This is a genomic window from Micromonospora sp. NPDC005171 (genome assembly GCF_040608575.1).
GTDB lineage: Bacteria > Actinomycetota > Actinomycetes > Mycobacteriales > Micromonosporaceae > Micromonospora.
This window is the reverse complement of the sequence record NZ_JBEXIM010000037.1, coordinates 24,677-45,461: the sequence shown is the minus strand read 5'-3', so window position 1 is coordinate 45,461 and position 20,785 is coordinate 24,677. Positions and strand designations below refer to the sequence as shown.

Genomic DNA, 20,785 nt, shown 5'->3' with positions numbered 1-20,785 from the left:
CGTGACGTTTGGCCGGAAGAGCTCTTCGGCGCATGGTGCCAGCGGGGCTGGAATTATGCGTGTCTAAGAGTCGCGTTGAGTAGCATCGGCAGGCGGCATTGGTTCATTGCCGCCTCGTCGACGCGGTTCCCAGTGCGGCTGATCAGGTCGAGCTGGGTGGAGGGCAGTGGCAACGCCCGGTCCTTACTTGGTCGTGAGAGTGCAGATCAACACCACTCCTGACGCTCAATGGCAACGTCGGGTGGCCGCGTTCGCTAACTAAGGCGTGTTTCGTAACTCGGGTTGGCAGGTGGTCATGGCGTGGCGTGATCGATAACTGGAAAAGCGTTTGGTACTTGGACCGGCACCACCAACGAGGTCGGCGTACTGATGCGCTTCCGCTCCGTCGCCCTAACATCATCGGCCGCTGCTGGGATCGGACATGCGGTCTGTGGCTGAGTCGTGCCGGTGCGCCAGACGGCTATCAACCGTTGAAGGTTGCTCTTGTCGGGTGTCCGGATCCGCAACATTCGTCGTGCAAGTACCTTGTGGACCGCTCGGTGCAAGATGCGTTCAGAGGTCGCCAGCGCACGAGGTTTCGGTAACGGTGGTGCTGACCGAGGAAGGGTTGCCACAGGTTCGGTCAGTGCGCATGCGGTGAGGCGCGCACGGCAAGGTGGCAGTTGCAGCTGGGCACTCAGGCCTGGCGGGGTGCGGTCCCCGTTTACCCCCCGAAAACCCCGACCGATCGTTGACGAAGGGTGACAACGAGCGATGAACGCGTGTGGATGTCTCTGCAGCTCAGCGACCACTTCCGGCAAGCAATGACAAGCTCGGGCTGGTTACTGTCGGTAACAAGGGGTTTTGACAAGTAATGACAAGTCCTGAACGAAGCTCGACATGAGGTTCTCCTGGGTTCGAATCTCCTCGTTCCACGAGGACTACCTGGGCAACTGCCCCGCAGTCACGGTAGTCGCAGCGCAGGAGGAGGAGCGAGACAGGGAGTCTGGAGCCTGGGAACTTTCCGTGGCGCGCCGCTTGGCGCGAAGCCTCCGAGTCGCCGGGGAACCTCAGATCTGCAATCCGGCTGGTCGCCTGTTGTTCTGCGGCGACACTCGGCCAGGCTCGATGCACGACCTCACCCAGGCGCGGACCGCCAGCCTTGTCGATCTCCTGCTCCACGCGCACCTCAGAGGCAGGTCCTCGCCGACGCCGGCGAGGCAGTCGCGATCAACAATGACCGAGGTCGCCACCACCGGCGACAACGTCCCTTTGGCATGACGCCTGAGAAGGGGCCGACCGGTGGATTTGCTAAGGCTCGATGTCGCAGGCGAGTCGCCGGGGGCCGCTCCCGCTGGACCACCACCAGTACTGGGGTCCATCGGGTTCAATGAGCAACCAGAGGCCATGCTTGTAGGGACACATGCTGGCGGGAAGGCTGACGTGGCCCCGGAAGTTCTGGTCACTCGGGACCGGGTCGCTCGGCAGCAAGCGCAGGCACTTGTCGTAGGCGATCGTCTCGGCGGCGTGCCCGGTGAGAACCGAGAGCTTGGCGAAGTCGTGGAGTCTCCCGTCCTCGCGGTTGTGGGTCTTGACTTCAATCGCGAGCAGGTTGCCTGCGGGGCCCAGCTCGTGTCGTCGGTGAACAATCATGTCCGGGATGATCTTGCGACTGAGTCCTTCACCGATCAGCCGCTTTGTCACTTGCCCGGCGCGCTCGTAGTCCTGGTCGAGTACTAAGCCGTTCAATGACAGGCCGGTCAGGTGCCTGTTGAGGTAGATCATCAAGCGCCCGACCACTACCCGCTCAGTGGTTCCCAGTAGGTCTAAGTCATGGGTGTATAGGTCATGAACCGACGCGCATATGGCACCGCGGAGCTGTTCAAACGACGGATCCGCATTGGGTGGGCTAACCTCGGCGGCGGCCTCGGCCGGGACCAGTCGTCCCTTGGACGGTCCGGCAAGTGGCCACCCTTCTACTGTCGCCACACCCCCAGTCTGGCGGTTGGCATCCACGTCTGGCATCAGCCGTTGTGGCCAAGGCCGGACGTCGGTGTCACGGTCCGCGGGCCCAGCGCGGACCTCGTGGCCGTCGGCGGAGGTTGCGACTCCGGCCGGAAGCGCGCCCTACAGCGAGGGCTCAGGCGAAGCCAGGTCGCTCTTCACGCCGTGCTGCGCGGCCTCGCCCCGCCGTCCCGGCGAACGTCGCTTCTGCGGCAGGCGGTCGACGTGCGACAACCGAGGTAGGAGGATGCACCGCATGGCGAATGCGTGGGTGATTCGGTCCGGGCGGCATGGTGAGCGTGACCAGTGGGCTCTGGTCAACGGGTTCTCAGGCGGCGGATGGCGCGAGGTCCCCGACCTGAGCCCCTGCGCGAGCCGTGAGGACGTTGCGAAGGTCGTTGAGGCAACGTGGCCGGGCGCGTCGGTGGGCAAGCGGCACAACTTCACCGGGCAGCTGTGGGCCCTGCGGTCCCGCATCCGTCCCAAGGATCTACTGGTCATGCCGCTGAAGACGACGAAGCAGATCGCCTTCGGACGCGTGACCGGCGGCTACCACTATCGCGCCGACGAGGGGGAGGCCGACCGCCGGCATGTCGTCACCGTCGACTGGCAACGCATCGACTTGCCACGCGCTGCGGTCAAGCAGGATCTGCTGTTCACCCTCGGCAGTGCCATGTCCATCTTCGCGCCGAGCAAGAACAACGCCACCGCTCGGCTGGAGCACTTGCTTACGTACGGCACCGATCCCGGCAACGCCGCGTTGAGTGGCACCACGCCGAAGACCGCCGCGACTAGCCAGGCCAGCGATACCGCCGCGCAGACGGACGTCGACGAGCCGGAGCTGGCGGCCGACATCGAGCAGGTCGCCCTCGATCAGATCACCGCCCGCATCGCAGAGGAGTTCGCTGGCCACGATCTGGCGACGCTCGTCACCGCGATCCTCACCGCAGAAGGCTTCCACTGCACACTGGCACCCCCCGGTCCGGACGGCGGCATCGACATCACTGCCGGACGCGGCCCGCTTGGTCTCGACAGCCCCCGCCTGCTCGCCCAGGTCAAGTCCGGCTCGCAGATCGGGTCACCCATCGTCGCGCAGCTCCACGGAGTTATGACGACGCACGGCGCCGAGCAGGGCCTACTCGTCGCCTGGGGCGGCCTGACGAAACCAGCCCGCGACACCCTGAAGAACCAGCACCTGCGGGTGCGGGTGTGGGAAGCAGCTGACGTGGTCGATGCCGTGCTGCGTACGTATGACCGCCTGCCGGAAGAGATCCGCGCCCAGGTACCGCTGCGCAGGGTATGGATGCTCTCCGACGCTGGCTTCTGACCTGGACCGCCTGATCGCAAGCGCGGGCGCTGCCGCCCGATCTCGGTCGTCGCGATGGCAGACAGAACCACTTAGCTGCCGCCTGCGGCGACGGCCAGGCAGGGCAGGGCAGAGCACTGGCCAGTGTGAGAGGCTGCCGGCCCTCTCGGGGGCGCTGCCGCGAGTGAGGCGACGTTGCAGGCTGGGGGCAGACCTGTCGGCCCACGATGTACCGCCGCTCGCCGGAGCCGCGTCTTCATGAGGCCAAAACGGCTACTCGCGAATTCCGTGACGTCCTCAACTGTCTCACGTTTCGTCGTCCATCCTGCTTGGAGCCCCTCGCTCAGGCGGGAGGCGTATGCGATCACCTCCTCGGGCCGCAACAGGTCCTCGACGAGGTCGCAATCCAGCGCGGTGGGCCACGTGCGTTGGTTTACTCGTGCCGACCCGCCGGGGATCCCCACGTTGGCCCTCCTCCAGCACCCGCCCTAGGCTCCCACCATCTTGCTTCTCGACCGGCTCACTGCGTCCACGTCGCCGAGATCGAGTGGGCGACAGGGGCGGGCGAGACACTGGTCGGGCGGCTGAAGGGCTGGATGGTTCTGGCCGCAGTCAGGGGCATCCGGCGGAGCCTGGCCCGAATATCATTGCCAACCGTGACCGACGGTACGACCCCTCACCCGCCGAGGCACGATACCTTCCGCGGGCTACTTGAGTTGGCCTTTGGCGCCCTGGCGGGCACCGATCCGGTCGTAGTGACGACAAACGACGAGATGGCCGCACCTCTGAAACATGAGTGGCCGTCGTACTTGGCCGAATCTGCAGGCGAACTCCCGGACATCGCGAACAACCTGCTCCGGACCGTGCCAGTGCTCTTGATTCCGCCGTGGGGGCGAGTATCCGGAACTCTGGCGTCTGCTGCGGAAGGTCCCTTGCGGTCCGGTCACGAGATCGCCCTAGCCGGAATCCGGCCAGAGGGTAACGAAGCGCTGCTGGCGGCCTTGCTGCCGGCCAGCGCTCTAACGTCTCCCAGGTACCGGGAGTTCCGTGAAATCGTTGATTACTCCTGGCAGCCGTGCCTTGTCATCTTCGCAACAAGCGTCTTCGCCGGGGTGCATCAGCTGTTCGACACGGCCGCGGTGTTTTGGCGACCGCGCTCGTCGCAGGGCCAGCCCCTCAAGCTTTTCAGGTTTCCAGGGCACGAGGACGAGAAGGTGGTGGAGATCGACTTCCGCAGGCTCCTCGGCCGTGCGAGCGGCACGGGAAAGTTCGGCTACGTCCTGCCCGGCCCTCCGGGAGCAGGCGGAAGCCTTTCCGTCGAGCTGCACGATCCCGCCATCACCGCTCGCTGGTCGGAACTGAACGTATGGGGCGTGACCGTTCCTCTGAAGGATCTGTTCGCGTTTCCGGCAGCAGCCCTCCATCGAACCGCTCATCGTCATCTTCTTCATGATCAGCGGCAGGATGGATCTGTGCGGGTCATGGCGGGGCGAGACCTCAGGTACGACGGCACGCTCGCTGGCCCCGACGACGCCTCCAAGTGGGCCAAGATTCCCCCGGATCGGCAACTGCGAGCGGGAGACCTCCTGCTCCGGCGAATGTTCTCACCACATGCGCGAGGCAATCTGGTCGTCGCGGAGGTGGCCGCCGACGACTTGCCCTTGGCTGCGGACGACAGCGTGGTCACGCTTCGCGCCAACGGGCGCCTGCAGGGTCCGCAGCGCCTCGTCGCTGTTCAGTTCCTCCGTTCGCCGCTCGCCCGGGCGTGGGCCGTCGGACATTCGGTCGCCAGTCTCACTCCGTCGGTCCTGCGGGACCTGCCCATCCCACAGCCCGATGCGGCGCTGGCCGCGACAATTGAAGGGCTTGAAGCCGCTAGATCACAATTGGAGAGCTGGAGGGACGAGTCCGAAGCCTTGCTCGCGTCCGTCTTCGAGGATGAGAGCGCGGTTACCGCGAGGCGTCGCATCCTGGAATCCGGCCGCCAGCTGCGCATGCGGGTGGACGCGGCGGCACTGCTAGACGACTTCAGCCACCAGGTGCGGACCCGATATCCGCACCCGATCGCCTACCGCTGGAGCGAGGTACAGGTCCACCTCTCCAGGGGCGCCCATGAGGCGGCCTACGAAGCAATTCTGGAGACCGCTGAGGTGTTGCTGTGTTACACCGCGCTGGCTGTCCTGTCGCTATCGCGCGATGCAGGGCTTCGCCTGGGCGCGGTTGACGGCATCCGGACGAGGCTGTCGCGGGGAGGAAGCAACGGGCCCGGCTTCGGGGACTGGGCGGCCATCCTCAAGGAGGCAACAGAAAGCAAGGCGTTCCGGCGCAGACCCGACGGAGACCCGCTCAATGACTTCAGCCGCATCTTCTCCGCTACCGAAGCGGCATCAGCCCGCCAGCGCCTGGCCGGACGACGCAACGCCAAGTCTCATCTCCGACGGGTCGACGCCATTGACCTCCCGTCCGCCATCAAGGAAGCGCACGCCGACCTGACGACCCTGCTGGCACATGCGTCGTTCCTCGCGGACCTACCCCTGGTGCACGTCACAGGCGTTCGCTGGGACACCCTCCGGAGAACCGCCCAGGTGGACTACCAGGAGCTCATGGGCGACAACGCGCTGGCACCAGGGAAACAGCGACCTTATGCAAACAGTGACCTAGAGATCGGCAGCCTGTACCTGGCGAACGAGAACGGGCAGCTGCATCTACTGCGCCCCTTCCTGCTTCGACGCCGCTGCCCGGTGTGCCGCAGCTGGGAGACCTTCCACGTCGACAACACCCCAGACGCCACGACTGTGACGGTCAAGAGCCTGGAACGCGGCCACACTGACACGGACCCAGCACTACGGCAGGTGCTCGAGCATGTGGGATTCGTCGAATAGCTGCTAAGACCACCTAGAAAGGCCCTGGCGTCTGCCACACATCCTCGACAGCAGCCCTGTCACGAACGCCGCTGCCTAAAGATCCTCGGTCGTCATCGAGCGCAGCTGTCCGCCGATGAGACGACGGTGCACGGCTGGCACCACGCCGTCTCGAAGGTCTTCGACAAGCAGACGCTCATGGCCTACCGCGCCGGCGAACCCGACTTCCTCGTGGCGGCCGCCGGCCAGCTATGGACCAACGCTCGACGCGCCGCCATGCGCCACGTCTTGGCGGCCATCGCCGCAACCACCTCAGGCCAGCACCTGGTTCTGCGGGGCAGCGTCACCATGGCGGCCTGGGTCGGCGACGCCGCCCGCGAGCCGGGTGACCTCGACTTCGTTGTCACCCCGCACACCATCACTAGCGACAGCACCGACGCGCGCACGCTGCTCGATGACATCAAGACCGCGATTCGAACCTCAACGGGCGCTGGCGTGCAACCAGACCGGATCGCCGAGTCCGCCATCTGGACCTACGAACGCGCGGACGGACGCCGCCTGCTCATCCCGTTCAGCACTCCGGAGGCACCGGGCGGCCGCGTACAGATCGACGTCGTCTTCGGCGAACGACTTCCTCTTCCACCAGAGGTGCTGATCCTGCCGGACGTCGACAAGCCGTTACTGGCCGCGCCCGCCCCGCTGGCCCTGGCGTGGAAGCTGCTGTGGCTGACCACCGACACGTACCCGCAAGGCAAGGACCTCTACGACGCGGTCCTGCTCGCCGAACACACCGCCGTTGACCACTCCCTCGTCCGCCAGCTCATGCGACCGGAACTCGGCTCTGAAGCCGATACATTCGGGGCCGAGACCGTGCTGTCCTGGAAGGTCGACTGGTCCAACTTCACCGACGAGTACTCCGGAATTACGGGCACCGCCGAGCAGTGGGCCAGACGGCTCGCACTGGCCCTCGACCACGCCTGGACCTGACCAAGCTAGAACAGGTCGGCAGGACTGGCACTCGCTTCATCCGGCTGTCGTAATAGTTGGAAGCGCGCGACAAGCGGCGAAAGAGTGTGTCGACGGCTCCACACTCTCGCGGCCGCTTGTGATCAGTGTGCAACGACGACGGTGCGTACGACGCCATCAGCAGGTCTCGGATGCTCGGTCGAAAGCCTAACCAGATCACACCCGGTAGTACTGCACGACGCAGAACTCGTTGTCCTCCGGGTCGGTCATGACGAGGACTGCGCCCTCTCGGTAGTCATGCCGTTCACCTGTCCACCGCCCGCCCAACATCCCGATCCGATCGACCGCTTCGTCAACGTCGGTAACGGCGATGTCGAGGTGTAGCCGCGTCTTGCCGGCCTTGGGCTCCGGGACCGGCTGGAATGTCAGCACCGGGCCGCCCCCGGCGACAGTGACGCGACGCCCAGCCGGGAAGAGACTCCGTCACGCGTCCTCCAAGCACCACGGACCAGAAGTCAGCCAGTCGCTGCGGATCCCGGCAGTCGACCGTGACTCCGGCAAGTCGGCCCAGTGTCTCCACGACACCGACCATAGCGACGATGTGCAGCCCGCTCCCACTGGGGCGCACTCATCTCGGCATGAGCGCGCACCGCGTCGGGTCGTGGACGCGCGTCCGGCTGAGAGGGCTCGTGACAAAGACGGGTTCCGAACGGCTGGCGCGGGACCTAGGTGGGCTGATCTTCAGCTGAGCGGGATGGCGCCGATAAGGCGTATCCCACGTCGGGCATCGGTCCGTGGCGGTCCACCGAGACGAACCCCTTGCCCGGGGTAGGCGAGTCGCGACGGGCAGGCGCACGCTGTTTTCTGGTGACGGCACGTCCCCGATGGCGGGGGAGCGGGGCGCGGTGGGACCCGGCACTGTCATGTCTGCCGGGCCCCCGTTTACCCCCCGAAAACCCCCGTCTGCCGTTGACAATCAGTGACAAGGAGCGACCAGCATTTGATCGTGTCTGTGCAGCTCAACGCCTATTTTTGACAATCAATGACAAGCTCGATTTCGTTACGGATGGTAACAAGGGGTCGTCGGTTCGAATCCGGCCGTCCCGACAGAGTTTCGGCAGGTCAGAGGCCTTGATTCGCTTCGGTGGATCGGGGCCTTTTGCCGTTTCGTCTCACAATTCTGACGTACGCGCGTACTGCTGATTTTCGGGCGATCGAGTCACCCGAACAGGCCTGATTCGAGGTGCTCGGCCGCCACCTTGAGGTGGCTGCTGTCGGGGTGGACGTAGATCCGCTTGGCCAGCGTGTTGGCGATCGATGGATCGCTGCTCGTTGAGGCTGCTTAGCGCGGACCCTGTCGAGCTCGGGATACGCCTCGATCGTCTTGACTCGTCGCACGGCGTCGTGTCCGGCCGGCAGGTGTCGGCCGGACTACCGTGCTGCCGGGGGACCAAGCGGTCCCTCGGGCTGTACGGGCGGTGGGCCGACGGGCGGCGCACCTGTTCGGCGATCGTCGGCCTGCTGCCGGCTCGAGAGAGATCCGCTAGACCACCCTCACTGGGGCGGCAGTGGTGCGGCCGGGCGTACCGCCGTGAAGTCGGCGTGCTCGTACCGGGTGGCGGAAAGCAGTAGCAGCCACTCGTCACAGCCCTGCCATGGGTAGAGGTCGGCGGCTCCGCCGCGCACACTGCGGGGCCCGTCTCCGGTCCGCGGTCGCGCGGTCGACGGTGCGCCGTCGAACCCGGCGATCCACACGTCGGCGCAGAGCTCGTTTGCCGATCCCATCGCCACCAGCCCGAACGCGTTCTCGCCGGCGGCCGTCCGCGTCTCGTCGCCGAAATCGTCGAGAAGCTGGTCCTCGTCGGGTTTCCTGTCCCCGCGGAACGTCAGCGTGGTGGTGCCGGCTCGCGCTGCGTACTCCCACTGCGCCTCGCTGGGCAGCTGGAACGGCATCAGCTTGAGCACGTCCTCCAGGTCGCCTTCGAGCCGCGCAGTGCCGGTGTCCGCCTCGGCGTAGCCGTCTTCGTACTCGGGCAGCCAGTGCTGGACCTGCGCCACGGTCAGCGGGTGCCGGGCGAGCAGGAACGGCTCGACCCGCACCTCGCGTACCGGCTGTGCGTCCTTGGCGCTGGCGAGGAACGGCTCGATGGTGTCCTCGACTCCTCCGCTGCGCTCGATCGCGCGTACCGCGTCCAGCTCCGCCTCGGACAGTCCCATCCGGAACGTGCCGCCCGGAACCTCCCGGAACACGACCCCCGACGGAACATGCCGCCATGCCGGTCGCCCGGCCACGATCTCCTCGGTCCACATGGCGGCGAACGCTAGCAGCCAATCCGTCCGGCGGTCTCTCCCGATGACCCGCAGCTCGCGCGCTCACCAACCGAATGTGGCGCTTCGGACCGGCGCTATGCCGCGTTGGTGCTGATCGGCACGTCACGCCTGCGCCAGTGGGCAAGATTGTGGCGGGTGTTGGAGTGGTCGGCTCCGAGGCCCGTGTTGTCGGGGCGGGTCCTGCTGGCGGTCGGGTACCAACAGGGCGCGGGCGGATTGGGTGCCTTCGGCGAGGCGGTAAGCGCGTTGCGAGGCGAAGGGCGGGCGCGCGTACGGCGGCAGGATGACCTGCTGGATACAGGGTTGCTCGTTGACGCCAGGGGGCGGCCAGCTCCTCGCGGTTACAACCCGCGATCGGTTCGGTGCGGCTATGCGGACGACTTGCGGGCCAGGGGTACTTGAGTGCCTTTAGGGTGGTTTGTACCGAGGATCTTCCCGAGTTCGGCCTGCGCACCGTCGCCGACCAGGGACGGATTCTCCTCGAGCAGCGCCGTGATGGCGGATCGGATCTGCTCAGCGGTGAGCGGCTCCACCATGCTGTCCAGTTCCAGGAGGCCGCTGACGTCCTCGATTCGGGCTTCCCGGAGCATTCTCAGCTGCTTCTCGCTGTACAGCCGGGTCACGAGGGCCGCGAGGAAACGGTTCCGCGCTTCCTCAGTGCTCATGCTGGCCCGGTACGCCTCGAGCGCGGCGACCACTTCCTGCGTCTCGGTCGGGGGCGCGACCTCTACCGCCGCAGCCTTCTCCACACGAGTGGCTGGGCCGCCGATCTCGCGCAATCTGAACCGGCTCCACGTCGACCTCACGACCGGCACCGCCTGCTCCAGCCATCTCGTCACATGCGGTTTGGCTTTGTCCACGGCGGCGGTGGCACCGAGGATGAGTAGGGCGCCGAGCATCTCCACTTCCCGGTCCGACAACAACGGCTCCGCTGGTGTCGACGGTCTGTCGGGCTCGCTCGAATCCGTGGTGTAGACGTACGGACTTTCTTCGTCGTCCTCGTCGATGTCGCTGAGCGTGACGTGACCGAGCTTGTTGGTGCCGTCTTCACGGGTGAGGGGGCTGTACTCGCCGGGCTTCTTCTGCGACTGCGACAGATGCGATCCGTCGTCGTACTCAACCCACATCTTCTTTCGAGGCATTGGTCGCCACCGTCTCCCGGACCGGAATCAAAGTCGCAAGTGTATTGCCCGGGAAACGCCGCCGCCGTAGGCCGATGGTGTAGGTCTGCGTTGCCGTTCTGCGGTGTCTGCTAGGGCAGGGTGGGTGCCTGTGTGCTCGAGCGCGGCCTGGACGCGGTAGAGAGCCGGTTGACTGGCAGGAGCGCGTATTCGTTCGACGCGAATTCTTCCTCCATGGGGCGGCCGCTGTCGGGGCGCGTCACGCACCGTAGCCAGAGCGGGCTAGCGTCGGCGTCCGGATCTGCCGATGTGCGTGCACCTGATCATGCCCCAACGGACGCACCACGTCGGCATTGCCGCTCGGTTAACCTAGCCTGCTAGCGCACCAACGCACCATTACCAACAAATCACGTTGACCGGGACTATGTTCAGGGTGCCCGCTTATCTCGAAATAGATCATGGATTCAGTTTGGCTTGGAGAGCCGCATAAGCCACCATAAGCACAGAAATTAGAAGTCCTGCGAAGCTGATTTCTCGCCCGGATCTTGCGGTGAGGTATCGATTCGGGAATGAGGTGTGCGAGCTGTGGTTGGAGGGGCCGCGGCGAGGACCAGAAGCACTAGCAATGCGCCGGGAAATACGAGTCCGAAGGCGGTGGTGCCGACGACAACTGCGGTTGAGTGTCCGGGAGTCATCATCAGGGGCGGGAGGTATGACAGGGTACCCGCGAATATCGGCGCCATCAGCCCGTAGGCCAAGACGGCGTAGCAGGCATACCGGAAGGAGGCGGCATTTGATGCGTGCGGCGGAGCGGATGTGGCATTTGCCGTTGATCCCGAACGACCAGGTTGGACTCGTGGCCAGACCGCCAGCCAGACGATGAGGCCACCGATGATGAGTGGCACGGCCAAGGTCATCCATTCAACCCAAGCCGGGACGTCAGGAATTGCTATGTTGTAATAATCTCGCGTGGCTCGGCTCAGTAGTAACGCCACAGCGATTACGACACCTTGCGCCATTACTCGGGCGAGTCGGTCGACGTCAAATCCGTTACCGTCGGCCGGTGGTTCAGCGCTGGGGGTTTGCGTGGAGTCAGCGTGATTGTGCACCAGCCAGCCAATACCTGTCATTACCGCCGCGCCGCCAACGGCCAGCATGCCGCTGGCAGTCATTCCCTCGCTCCAGACCCGTACGCATAGGTCGCTGCGGTCGCTGCCCGAAACCATCGCGAACATGTAACTATCGAAGGCTAGGACCACGAAAGCGGAGATGAATAGGGCCCAAGCGTTGGTGCTTCGGGCGCCTGTCCGGCCGAAAAGAATGGTAATTCCTGAAAAGACGAAGCCGGCGAGCACGGCGGCGAGAGCCGAGTTCGCTGACGCCGAGCTGATGATGCTCCAGCCGTAGCTTGTGCAACCCTCGTTCACCACGACTCAAGCATGCGGGACCAAGTCAAGCTGAAGTCGCTGACTGCAAGGTCAACGGCGCTGGTCCAGGAGGCGATGCAGCGCGGACGCCGTGGTTGCGGCAGCGATCCCGATGCACATCGGCTGACCCGATTCACGGCCCGTATGCCCGTCAAACACATCGACCGCCTGGTCGATGCCTTGAAGGCACTACACGCCACGATCGGAGCGCATCCTCGCCGAGTGGAACGAGGCATTCCATCGCGTCACGACGCACGCTTATGGCGCAGAGCACGCGCGGCGGCGGGCCGCGTGTGGGTCACACAGCGTGATGCTGCTTGACCGGCATACACGATGTCCGGTCGTGCCGATGAGAGTGGGTAGTGGGTTGGGTCCGCACGACGTTCCACTGCACCAGAAACCGCTCGATCGGCTGTGCCGCTTGATCTGGAGCGCACTCCAGGTGTCAAGGTCTTCGACATGGTCGAAGCGATGGAGTCCCCACTCGTGCTCGGGGCGATGATGTTCGGAACCACCATTGATGAGCAAACGTCTTTCACACTGCTCGACCGGTTCGTCGAGCGCGGTGGAGTATGGATCGACACCGCCGACTGCTACGCGTTCTGGGCGAGCAGCACCGGCCACGGAGGCGACAGCGAGCGGTTGCTCGGACGCTGGATGGCCGCTCGCCCTGGCGTCCGTGACCGGGTCCGGATCGCCACGAAGCTGGGCGCCGAGCCGCTCGAGTCAGGCTCTTGGCCAGAACGCCGCCAAGGGTTGTCCCCGGCCGCGGTGCGAACGGCGTTCTCCGGCAGCCTCGACCGACTCGGCATCGACCGGGTCGACTTACTGTGGCTGCACCAGGAGGACCGGTCGGTGCCCATCGAGGACACCGTCGAGGCGCTCGCCGGCCTGGGCGCCGACCGGTTCGGTGTTTCCAACCACCCTGCCTGGCTGGTCGAACGCGGCCGAGCTCACGCCCAAGCGATCGGATCGCGGCCGTTCGACGCGTTGCAACTCAACGCCACCTACCTGCGCCCGCGCCCCGGCACGCTGCCGCCCGGTGTGGCGCACCGCTTCGGGGTGCTCAGTGACGAGCAGGCGGACTACGCCGCTGAACACACGATGGAGCTGTGGGCGTATACCCCGTTGCTGTCCGGCGCCTACGACAATCCGGCCAAGCCCATCCCCGACGTGTACGACCACCCCGGCAACAAGGCCCGGCTGTTGGTCCTCGACGAGGTGGCCACCGAGACCCAGGCAACCCGCGGCCAGGTGGTCCTGGCCTGGCTCCTGAGCCGAGGTATCCGCCCCATGTTGGGCGGCAGCAAGCCCAGCCAACTGGACAGCGCCCTCGACGGTGTAACGCTGAAACTAGACGACGAACAAGTGCGGAGACTCGACGCGGCGGACCACTCTGCCTGGGCCGACCCGTACGCACGACACTGACCGACACGGCACCGCGCAACATCTCGAACGCACAGCGCCCGGGCAGCCAGCCGACAGGCACCAGCGGAGTTGAGGTCGGATGTATTCGTCGTTTCACCGAACTCGTCATCCCGGTGATGCCAGAGTCCATCCGCCTTCCCTCAATTCCGGGCGTTGGTGTCGTAGCAACGGTCGACGCACTCTCATGCCGCAGAGCGCGCGCTGCGCGGGCCGCCGGCGTTCGGTAATTCGGTTCGCTCTAGATCGGCGCGTGTTTACTGTTCGCAGCTGTGGGACGCCTGGAGGTCGACTCTTACCTGATCTGCGCGACGCCACGCACGGGAAGTACCTTGCTGTGCGGTCTACTGGAGTCGTCTGGGGTCGCTGGCCACCCAGCCTCCTACTTCAATCGAAAGACGCTGACTGCGTACGCCGATGCCTGGCACATCGCCCGACCGCGTGACGGACGGATCGACGAAGGGTTCGTGCGGGCGGCGCTGACGGCCGGTAGAACGTCGAACAATGTCTTCGGTGGACGGCTCATGGCAGAGACGATGCCGGAGCTGATCGCAGATCTTGTTTCCTCCGCACCGAGACCAGCGGACACTGACGACCTGGGCCTGTTGATTGCCCAGTTCGGTCGACTTCGATTCGTCCACTTGCGGCGACGCGATGTCATCGCCCAGGCCGTGTCGTGGGCGAAGGCACTGCAGACCCACTTCTGGCATCCCCATGAGGCCGTCGCTCCGGGAGGCCAAGATCCTCGATATGACGAGGTGCTCATCGGCCAGCTCGTCGCCACGATCGAGAGTGCCGAGGCGGGCTGGGCGACGTGGTTCGACGCCCACGGCATCGTGCCTCACGAGGTGACGTACGAGGAGCTGGCGGCGGATCCACGGTCCGCTGCGCAAGGGGTGCTCGACTACCTCGGCCTAACGGTTCCACACGGCCGGCAGCTCATCGTCCGACACCATCGGCAGGCCGACCAGGTCAACGCCGATTGGACCACGAGGTTCAAGTCTCGCTAACGGTCCGACCCAGCTGGGTTCGTGTCGGCTCACCAGCCGAAAGGAACGGAGTGCGTCCGCCCATGCCGCAGACGCGTGCGCTGCGGCATCCGGATCTGCCGCCACGAGCGCGCTGCCGGCGAACGCCGGCCGCGACTGAGGGCAGCAGGCGCGCTGCGTGTACGCCACTAGGCCAGGGCCTGTCTCGGCGGTTACGCTGCGCCGGTGGCAGAGTTGCCGGGGACGTGGAGCGTTCCGGTGGTGCGGGCGGACTTCACCGATGACGCCGACTGGAACCGGATCAGGGAGTGGATCGCGGAGCCGACCGAGGAGGGCTTCGGCGCGGACGTAGATTTCGTTGAGGACCGCGCGTTGAACGGCCTGGACGAAGAGACGATCGTGGCCGGCTACCCACCGAGCTACCCGCACGAGTACCGGCACCCAGTGCTGTTCGTGATCGACGCTGTCGCGGTGTCCACGCCAGACCACCCCGTACTGGTCATCAACCTCAACGCCGGGGTCGACGCGCGACCGTTCCGGGCGCTGCCGCAGCAGGTGCAGGCGATCCAGAACAACCTGTCGCTTGCGAACATGGACTACATCGAGTTTGCGACTTCAGCGGGCGCGGATGGTGTCTTCCGAGGTTTCTGATTCAAGATCAGGAACACTCTCATGCCGCTGTCTGCGCGCTGCAGGCTTGTCCGTAGCGCTCGGTAACCGCACCGACAGCGCGGCTGCTGTTCGCGATATCGGGTACCGTCAACAGCAGCCGGCTGGACTGGCGGTCAACGAGCGGTGGACAAGAATTCTTTCTGGGCCTGGCGGAGGCTGCTGAGGTCGTGGGGGACGGGCATGACGCCGTAGCGGTCGAGGGCGTCAACGCTCGCTCCAAGCGACGGCGGCGAGTATCGCTGCCACTCGGCCAGCGGCACGCTTGGGCCGACCGCGCGTAGTGGCTCGGCGAGCCGGTCGAACTCCACCTGATGCCACTCGCGCAGCTCGTCGCAACGCCGCGCGGAGGCCACCAGCGAGGCGGCGACCTCGGTGTTCGTGGCCGTCGGTGGCTGGACCACGTCGCCGTTCATGAGCGAGTGCCGGCCCAGCGGCAGTGCGGCCCGGTGGCCGTACCATTCGCCGACGAGCTGCGAGACGTGTCGGCAGGTTTCGCAGGCCAGCCACGACCACCGGGTTCGGGTGGTCACCGTATCCCGGACGCACAACACACACAGGTCGAGGTCACCAGGGATGTCCTGGCCCTGCCACTGCTGCTCCCACTCTGGCGTACGGGGCTGGCAGCGGCACCGCTGCTCGCGTGGAGCGCCATCGCGGAGGTGCCCGCAGGTCAGGCAGACCGCGAAAGCGGCAAGGTTCAGCTCTTCGGATGGCACGGTGAACTCGCCTTCTGGTGCCCAGGGCACCCGCTCTTGCCGTACCGCAGCTTGCGGTCGGCCTGGTCTTCCCCCGGGGGCACCGTGCGCGGGTGGCGCGGTTGCCGGGTCAGCAAGCCGGGAGGCTTGGCGCTGACCACTCTTGACGCCCAGGAAGTGTAGAGATCAGCGAGGTCGGGAGCAACCCCGGGCAATTCGCGGGGGAGACGTGAGCCGACGGCGGTGGCAGATCTATCCGTCGGCGGCGAGTCGGAGCCGGGCAAGCAGGTCGGCGACCTCCGGGGTCAGTTCATGATCTGGGCCGTAGACGACGCAAAGGTCGTCGTGCAGCGGTTGCAGCTCGTTCACGTCCTCGGCGGGCTTGTCTTCGGGGACCAGCAGTATGCCGATGTTGCGGCGCAGGTCGAGAGCCGTGGGGGAGACGTCGCCGGAGGCGGCGCGTACGTGCGTCAGTACCTGCCGGAGCTGGCACGAGAGACCACCCGCAGCTGTCGATTACCGTGCACTCGACAATGCGCGGGTCCTCGCTGCTTCGCCAGGCGTTCTAACGGCTGACCGGCTCCTTCGTGGTCCGGTTGGTCCGCCGCAGGTGGCCCCCGATCGTGGCTGCATGGTCGTCGACCGGGGGCCGAAGAACGTACGTCAGGCGATGATCGGCGGAAGCTGTCCGTGGGGGAGGTCGGGCGGGCTGCTCAGCTCTGCCAGGAGGGCGTCCACCGCGGGCCGTTGCGGCGTGCCGCCGAGGGCACGGGTGACCGCGAAGATGCGTCGCTCGGTGGTCGGTTCGACCAGTGGTTCTACGTGCACCCCGGGTGGCACGTGGCGTAGCGCCAGTTCCGGCACGAGTGCGGCGCCCAGCCCGGCCGCGACGAGGTCCAGCGTGAGCGCGAAGTCGACGGCACGGTGCCGGATGTCCGGCTCGAAGCCGGCGAGCCGGCAAGCGTGCAGTGTGGACCGCAGGCAGGGCGTGTGTTCGGCGCTGGCGATCCATGGCAGGTCACGCAGCTCGCTCAGCCGGCCGGTGCGACGGCGCCATTCGACCGGGGTGATCAGGTGCATCGGGTCGGTGGTGACCGGATGTCGGTCCAGGTCGTCGACGAGTGGCACGGGCACGTGGTCGTACTCCTGTAGCACCACTACGTCGAGGGTGCCGGAGCGCAGGTCGAGGCGGCTCTGTTCGTCTTCGGCCTCGATCACCCGCACGTCCAGCTCTGGGTGCTTCGCCCGCGCGCGGGCGGCGGCGGGTGCTACCAGCGCGCCGGCTGCGGACGCGAACGCGCCGACCCGTACCGTGCCGCTGACCCCTTGGTGGAGCGCGGCGAGCCCGGCCACCGCCTGCTCCACCGCGTCCAGTACGTCCTTCGCGTGGTTGGCCAGCACCTGGCCGGCCGGGGTGAGGACGATTCCGCGCCCGGCCCGCTCGACCAGCTCGTGCCCGGCCTCGCGGGACAGCTGGACGAGCTGCTGTGAGACCGCCGAGGGGGTCACGTGCAGCGCCGCGGCAGCGGCGGTGACGCTGCCGCGCAGCGCGACCTCGTGCAGCACGCGCAGGCGGCGTGCGTCAAGATCCATGTAGCCACGCTACAGCTTCGATGAAGAACGTTGAACTGGTCCTTAAGTATTTTCTCGGGCAACCTGGCTGGCGTGAAAACATCGCACCGACTTCTCGCCGTGCTCGTCGCCGCCATCTGGGGCGTCAACTTCGTCGCCATCGAGCTGGGCCTGCGCGACCTGCCGCCGCTCGTGCTGACCGCGCTGCGCTTCGTCGCGGCGGCGGTGCCGCTGGTCTTCCTGGTGCCGCGCCCCAGCGCCCGGCTCCGCTACGTGATCGCCTACGGGCTCGTGCTCGGCGTACTGAAGTTCGGCGCGCTGTTCACGGCGCTCGCAGCCGGCATGTCGGCCGGTCTGGCCTCGCTGGTGCTGCAGGCGCAGGCGCTGATGTCGGTGCTGCTGGCGGCGGCAGTGCTGGGCGAGCGGCCGGCGCGGGCGCAGGTGGCCGGCGTACTGGTCGGATCGGTCGGGATCGGGGTGTTGGCGATCGATAGCGGCGGCCACGCCACGGTGATCGGCTTCGTGCTGACGCTGTTCGCGGCGGCCAGCTGGGCCACGGCGAACCTGGTCATGCGGGCCAGCGGCGAGACGCGGCCGCTCTCGCTGCTGGTCTGGTCGAGCCTTGTGCCGCCGTTGCCGCTGCTCGGCCTCGCCGGCGTGGTCGACGGCGGACAGGCGGTGCTGGATGCGATCACCGGCCTGTCGTGGCGCGGGCTCCTCGCCGTGGTGTACATCGCGTACGTGTCGACCCTCGTCGGCTTCGGGATCTGGAACCGGCTGATCGCCCAGTATTCGGTCGCGCGGGTGGCGCCGTTCAGCCTCCTGGTGCCGGTCTTCGGGCTCAGCGCGGCGTGGCTACTGCTCGACGAGCCCGTCGGCGCGACGGAGCTTGCCGCGGCCGCCATCATCCTCGCCGGGCTGGCGCTGGTGGTCCGGCGCTCCACAGCGGACGGCAAGAACGCCACGGCCGAGAGCGAGGGCCTCAAGCTCCGAGTACGTCCCGGCCGCGGCCACCTGGTCCGCAGCTACGACACCTCCGCGCGCTGATCGGGATCCCGATGCCGGCTCACCGATCGCCGGCATCGACGCGCACGTTCGTCGTCGTCACGGCGAAGTCTGGCACGCCGCGCGGTCCGGCCGCCCCGGCATCATCAGTACGCCCACCTCGGCATCTCTCTGCTACCCGAGGCGCGCGGAGAGGGGTATGGGACCGGTCCGGTTGCTGGGCCGTGCAGTAGCGAGCGGGCGAGATCGTTAGATCTCGCCCGCTCCTTCTTGTGGCGCGTCTCGGCACGCCTCGGGGTGCCTATGCTGGCTTCCGCACCGTCAACGTCTGGTAGTTGGCAACGTAGGGCTGGTAGGTCGGGTTGCCGGAGTAGGCAACGTGGACCTGGTAGGCCCCGGGCTGCAGGTCGGCAGTCTGCAGTTCGACGACGGCCTTACCGGCCGCCAATGGCACGACTTGGACCGTGTCGCCGAAGGTGACGGTGACCTCGCCGGTCGGGGTCGGAGCGTGCGGCTACCGGCACCGCCACCACGTCCTGGCGTGACCAACGGTGACCCAGCCGACGCTGCTGGCCCTGCTCACCGAACGCGAGACCGCCGCCGGCCTCGCCGTTGAGCGGCTCCGCACCCCAGATCGCCTCCCTCGACGAGCAGCTCACCGCAGCCGAGACCGAGGTCGCCGAACTCGCCATCACCCGCAAAACGCTCCTGAGTCTGGGCGGCCCACTCGACACGACGGCACCCGCTGACCCGACCGTCGCCAACCCCGCCTACCAACAGATCCTCGCCGCATTCCACGCCGGGACCGCGCCGATGCGCGCCAAGGACATCTGCCCGGCCCTCGGCGCCGGCGCCACCGCCAAGGACACCGAGAATCTCCGCGCCAAGCTCAAACGCCTCGTCGCCCGCCAGATCCTCACCGAAACCGAACCCGAACCCGAAGCCGAACTGTTCACCCTGGCCCCGCCGACGACCTCGGCGTAACCCCACCAGCAGGGCCTCCAACGAACCGCCAAGCCCACATCAGACAAAGGCTCCCGAACCACCTTCTCAGGTCGTGGAGGCCGAGGCCGTCTCGCGGACCAGCGTGACAGCGCTGTGGTTGGCGGCCGGAATGATCAGCGCCGATGCGACGAGCGCGGCGACGGCGATGCCCAGCCATCCCCAGAAGCCGAAGGCGATGACCAGGCCGGAGAGCGCCGCCGGGCCGATGATGTTCTGCGTGATTACGTGCAGGTCGAACGCCCCCAGGTACTCGCCCTGAGCGTGCTCGGGGGCGAGGCCGAACGCGAGCCCCCAACCGGAGGCGGCCTGCATCACCTCGGCCACGGAGAGGATCAGCACGGCGGCGACGATCGCCACGAACGCCAGGACCACGTTGTCGTCGAGCGTGGTCACCGCCAGGACCGCGCAGCCGCCGGCCAGCCAGTAGCCGGAGCGCCGGGCGAGCCGACCGGCGCCGTGCACGGTGTCCGCGCCCCGGCTGGCCCGTACCTGGAACAGGATGACGAACGCGGTGTTGACGATCAGCAGCAGAGGAATCAGGAAGTGCGGCAGGTCGGTGCGGTTGAGCGCCCAGAGCGGCATCGTCACCAGGATGATGCTGACGTGCGAGGCGAGGATCGTCGAGACGCCGATCACCGCGAGGAAGCGTGGGTCGCGGACTGCGGCGAAACGCTTGAAGCCCACCGGTGCGGGACGCGGCGGCACGTCGGGCAGGCGGGTGACGAGGAGCGCGGCGCCGGCCATCAACGCGGCAGTGGTGAGGGGGATCAGCACGAGCAGCCGTTGGCTGAGGGCGGCGACGGCCGCCACGCCGATACCGATGCTGAATCCAATGTTGAACACCGACCGCATCATGGCCTTGAGCTTCACCCGCTCCTCGGCGGGCACGAGGTTGCCGATGAGGGCCCCGTTGGTCGGGCCGGTGCCGTACTCGAGGAAGCCGACGGTGACCACCAGCGCGAAGAAGGCGGTCGCGCTGTCGACAAGGCTGTATAGCCCGAATCCGACCGCCAGCGTGGCGAACAGGATGGCGAGCAGGCGGCGGGCGCCCACCCGGTCGGCGATCACACCGAACAGGACCGACGAGAGGAAGGCGGACAGGCCGGCGGCCGACAGGCCCAGGCCCACCTGCCGGGCGTCGAGTCCGACACGCAGCGTGAAGTAGACGACGCTGCCGCTGAGGAAGACTCCCTTGCCGATGGACTCGGCCAGTCGGATCGCGATCAGCTTCCTGCGGAGCGGGTCGGTCGGTACCAGGCCGGCGACAACGTCCGTCACTCGTGACAAGGGCATGGGTCAATCCTGGCGACGGCGGGGTCCGGCGGACAGGGCGACAGGTGTAGGGCGTACGGGACGACGTCCCGGATCGGCCGGGAAATTCTCCCGTGGACTCCCGGGGTCGGCGGCACGTCGACCGCCCGTGAGAG

General features: G+C 66.8%; 17 protein-coding genes, 1 pseudogene and 1 riboswitch. Of the genes and pseudogenes, 8 read left to right on the top strand and 10 right to left on the bottom strand.

Translation table 11 applies throughout. The features are described from left to right. Window positions 1-1,290: 1,290 nt before the first annotated feature. Window positions 1,291-1,764: a hypothetical protein gene (locus tag ABZU74_RS28170; RefSeq protein WP_355026971.1), complete on the bottom strand. Its 474-nt coding sequence runs from the start codon at window positions 1,762-1,764 to the stop codon at window positions 1,291-1,293. 475 nt (window positions 1,765-2,239) lie between these two features. Here ABZU74_RS28170 and ABZU74_RS28165 point away from each other — a divergent pair, with 475 nt between their 5' ends. The 3 genes from ABZU74_RS28165 (at window position 2,240) to ABZU74_RS28155 (ending at window position 7,137) form a co-directional block, all read left to right on the top strand. Next, a complete protein-coding gene (locus ABZU74_RS28165; RefSeq protein ID WP_355026969.1) occupies window positions 2,240-3,310 on the top strand; it encodes a restriction endonuclease in 1,071 nt (356 codons plus the stop codon). A 635-nt stretch (window positions 3,311-3,945) separates the two neighbouring features. Further along, entirely contained in the window at window positions 3,946-6,171 is a 2,226-nt protein-coding gene (locus ABZU74_RS28160; RefSeq protein ID WP_355026968.1) for a hypothetical protein, read from the top strand. 126 nt (window positions 6,172-6,297) lie between these two features. After that, window positions 6,298-7,137 carry a nucleotidyl transferase AbiEii/AbiGii toxin family protein gene (locus ABZU74_RS28155; RefSeq protein ID WP_355429900.1) on the top strand — a complete coding sequence of 280 codons (840 nt, stop codon included), beginning with the start codon at window positions 6,298-6,300 and terminating at the stop codon, window positions 7,135-7,137. Window positions 7,138-7,332: 195 nt separating this feature from the next. Here the strand turns inward: ABZU74_RS28155 and ABZU74_RS28150 are convergent, their stop codons facing one another. The 5 genes from ABZU74_RS28150 to ABZU74_RS28130 form a co-directional block, all read right to left on the bottom strand. Then, window positions 7,333-7,548: a VOC family protein gene (locus ABZU74_RS28150; RefSeq protein ID WP_355429898.1), complete on the bottom strand. Its 216-nt coding sequence runs from the start codon at window positions 7,546-7,548 to the stop codon at window positions 7,333-7,335. Continuing rightward, window positions 7,469-7,708 (bottom strand): VOC family protein, encoded by a 240-nt coding sequence (locus ABZU74_RS28145; protein WP_355429895.1) that lies wholly within the window; start codon window positions 7,706-7,708, stop codon window positions 7,469-7,471. The genes ABZU74_RS28150 and ABZU74_RS28145 overlap by 80 nt, the downstream gene beginning before the upstream one ends. A gap of 962 nt (window positions 7,709-8,670) precedes the next feature. Further along, complete coding sequence (locus ABZU74_RS28140) at window positions 8,671-9,426, bottom strand: SUMF1/EgtB/PvdO family nonheme iron enzyme (protein WP_355429892.1); 756 nt, start codon at window positions 9,424-9,426, stop codon at window positions 8,671-8,673. 389 nt (window positions 9,427-9,815) lie between these two features. Further along, window positions 9,816-10,589 carry a hypothetical protein gene (locus tag ABZU74_RS28135; protein ID WP_355429889.1) on the bottom strand — a complete coding sequence of 258 codons (774 nt, stop codon included), beginning with the start codon at window positions 10,587-10,589 and terminating at the stop codon, window positions 9,816-9,818. Between the two features lie 488 nt (window positions 10,590-11,077). Beyond that, window positions 11,078-11,998, bottom strand: a complete 921-nt coding sequence (locus ABZU74_RS28130; protein WP_355429886.1) for a hypothetical protein — start codon at window positions 11,996-11,998, stop codon at window positions 11,078-11,080. 468 nt (window positions 11,999-12,466) lie between these two features. On the opposite strand from ABZU74_RS28130, the gene ABZU74_RS28125 reads away from it, so the two are divergent. The 3 genes from ABZU74_RS28125 (at window position 12,467) to ABZU74_RS28115 (ending at window position 15,060) form a co-directional block, all read left to right on the top strand. Further along, window positions 12,467-13,423, top strand: coding sequence for an aldo/keto reductase (locus ABZU74_RS28125; RefSeq protein WP_355429883.1), 957 nt, complete (start codon window positions 12,467-12,469; stop codon window positions 13,421-13,423). A gap of 269 nt (window positions 13,424-13,692) precedes the next feature. After that, window positions 13,693-14,430, top strand: coding sequence for a Stf0 family sulfotransferase (locus tag ABZU74_RS28120; protein WP_355429880.1), 738 nt, complete (start codon window positions 13,693-13,695; stop codon window positions 14,428-14,430). Between the two features lie 204 nt (window positions 14,431-14,634). Beyond that, a complete protein-coding gene (locus tag ABZU74_RS28115; protein WP_145796055.1) occupies window positions 14,635-15,060 on the top strand; it encodes a hypothetical protein in 426 nt (141 codons plus the stop codon). Window positions 15,061-15,194: 134 nt separating this feature from the next. Here the strand turns inward: ABZU74_RS28115 and ABZU74_RS28110 are convergent, their stop codons facing one another. Further along, complete coding sequence (locus ABZU74_RS28110) at window positions 15,195-15,611, bottom strand: hypothetical protein (protein WP_355429877.1); 417 nt, start codon at window positions 15,609-15,611, stop codon at window positions 15,195-15,197. Between the two features lie 213 nt (window positions 15,612-15,824). Then, a riboswitch (SAM riboswitch) is annotated at window positions 15,825-15,945 on the bottom strand. Between the two features lie 494 nt (window positions 15,946-16,439). Beyond that, complete coding sequence (locus ABZU74_RS28105; RefSeq protein ID WP_355429874.1) at window positions 16,440-17,369, bottom strand: LysR family transcriptional regulator; 930 nt, start codon at window positions 17,367-17,369, stop codon at window positions 16,440-16,442. A 72-nt stretch (window positions 17,370-17,441) separates the two neighbouring features. Here ABZU74_RS28105 and ABZU74_RS28100 point away from each other — a divergent pair, with 72 nt between their 5' ends. Beyond that, window positions 17,442-18,395: an EamA family transporter gene (locus tag ABZU74_RS28100; protein ID WP_355429872.1), complete on the top strand. Its 954-nt coding sequence runs from the start codon at window positions 17,442-17,444 to the stop codon at window positions 18,393-18,395. Between the two features lie 259 nt (window positions 18,396-18,654). On the opposite strand, the pseudogene ABZU74_RS28095 reads toward ABZU74_RS28100, so the two are convergent. Continuing rightward, a pseudogene (locus ABZU74_RS28095) lies at window positions 18,655-18,849 on the bottom strand (Ig-like domain-containing protein); the annotation flags it as partial. A 116-nt stretch (window positions 18,850-18,965) separates the two neighbouring features. Between ABZU74_RS28095 and ABZU74_RS28090 the strand changes: the two are divergent. Continuing rightward, window positions 18,966-19,337, top strand: coding sequence for a hypothetical protein (locus ABZU74_RS28090; protein ID WP_355429869.1), 372 nt, complete (start codon window positions 18,966-18,968; stop codon window positions 19,335-19,337). A 66-nt stretch (window positions 19,338-19,403) separates the two neighbouring features. On the opposite strand, the gene ABZU74_RS28085 is transcribed toward ABZU74_RS28090, so the two are convergent. Beyond that, on the bottom strand, window positions 19,404-20,651 hold the full coding sequence (locus tag ABZU74_RS28085) for an MFS transporter (RefSeq protein WP_355429866.1): 1,248 nt from the start codon (window positions 20,649-20,651) through the stop codon (window positions 19,404-19,406). Between the last annotated feature and the right edge of the window lie 134 nt (window positions 20,652-20,785).

Bases quoted from the DNA above. Each gene is read 5' to 3' on its own strand.
- ABZU74_RS28170 (WP_355026971.1), bottom strand. From the start codon at position 1,764: ATGATCTACCTCAACAGGCACCTGACCGGCCTGTCATTGAACGGCTTA.
- ABZU74_RS28165 (WP_355026969.1), top strand. From the start codon at position 2,240: ATGGCGAATGCGTGGGTGATTCGGTCCGGGCGGCATGGTGAGCGTGAC.
- ABZU74_RS28145 (WP_355429895.1), bottom strand. From the start codon at position 7,708: ATGGTCGGTGTCGTGGAGACACTGGGCCGACTTGCCGGAGTCACGGTC.
- ABZU74_RS28140 (WP_355429892.1), bottom strand. From the start codon at position 9,426: ATGTGGACCGAGGAGATCGTGGCCGGGCGACCGGCATGGCGGCATGTT.
- ABZU74_RS28135 (WP_355429889.1), bottom strand. From the start codon at position 10,589: ATGCCTCGAAAGAAGATGTGGGTTGAGTACGACGACGGATCGCATCTG.
- ABZU74_RS28125 (WP_355429883.1), top strand. From the start codon at position 12,467: ATGGAGTCCCCACTCGTGCTCGGGGCGATGATGTTCGGAACCACCATT.
- ABZU74_RS28105 (WP_355429874.1), bottom strand. From the start codon at position 17,369: ATGGATCTTGACGCACGCCGCCTGCGCGTGCTGCACGAGGTCGCGCTG.
- ABZU74_RS28085 (WP_355429866.1), bottom strand. From the start codon at position 20,651: ATGCCCTTGTCACGAGTGACGGACGTTGTCGCCGGCCTGGTACCGACC.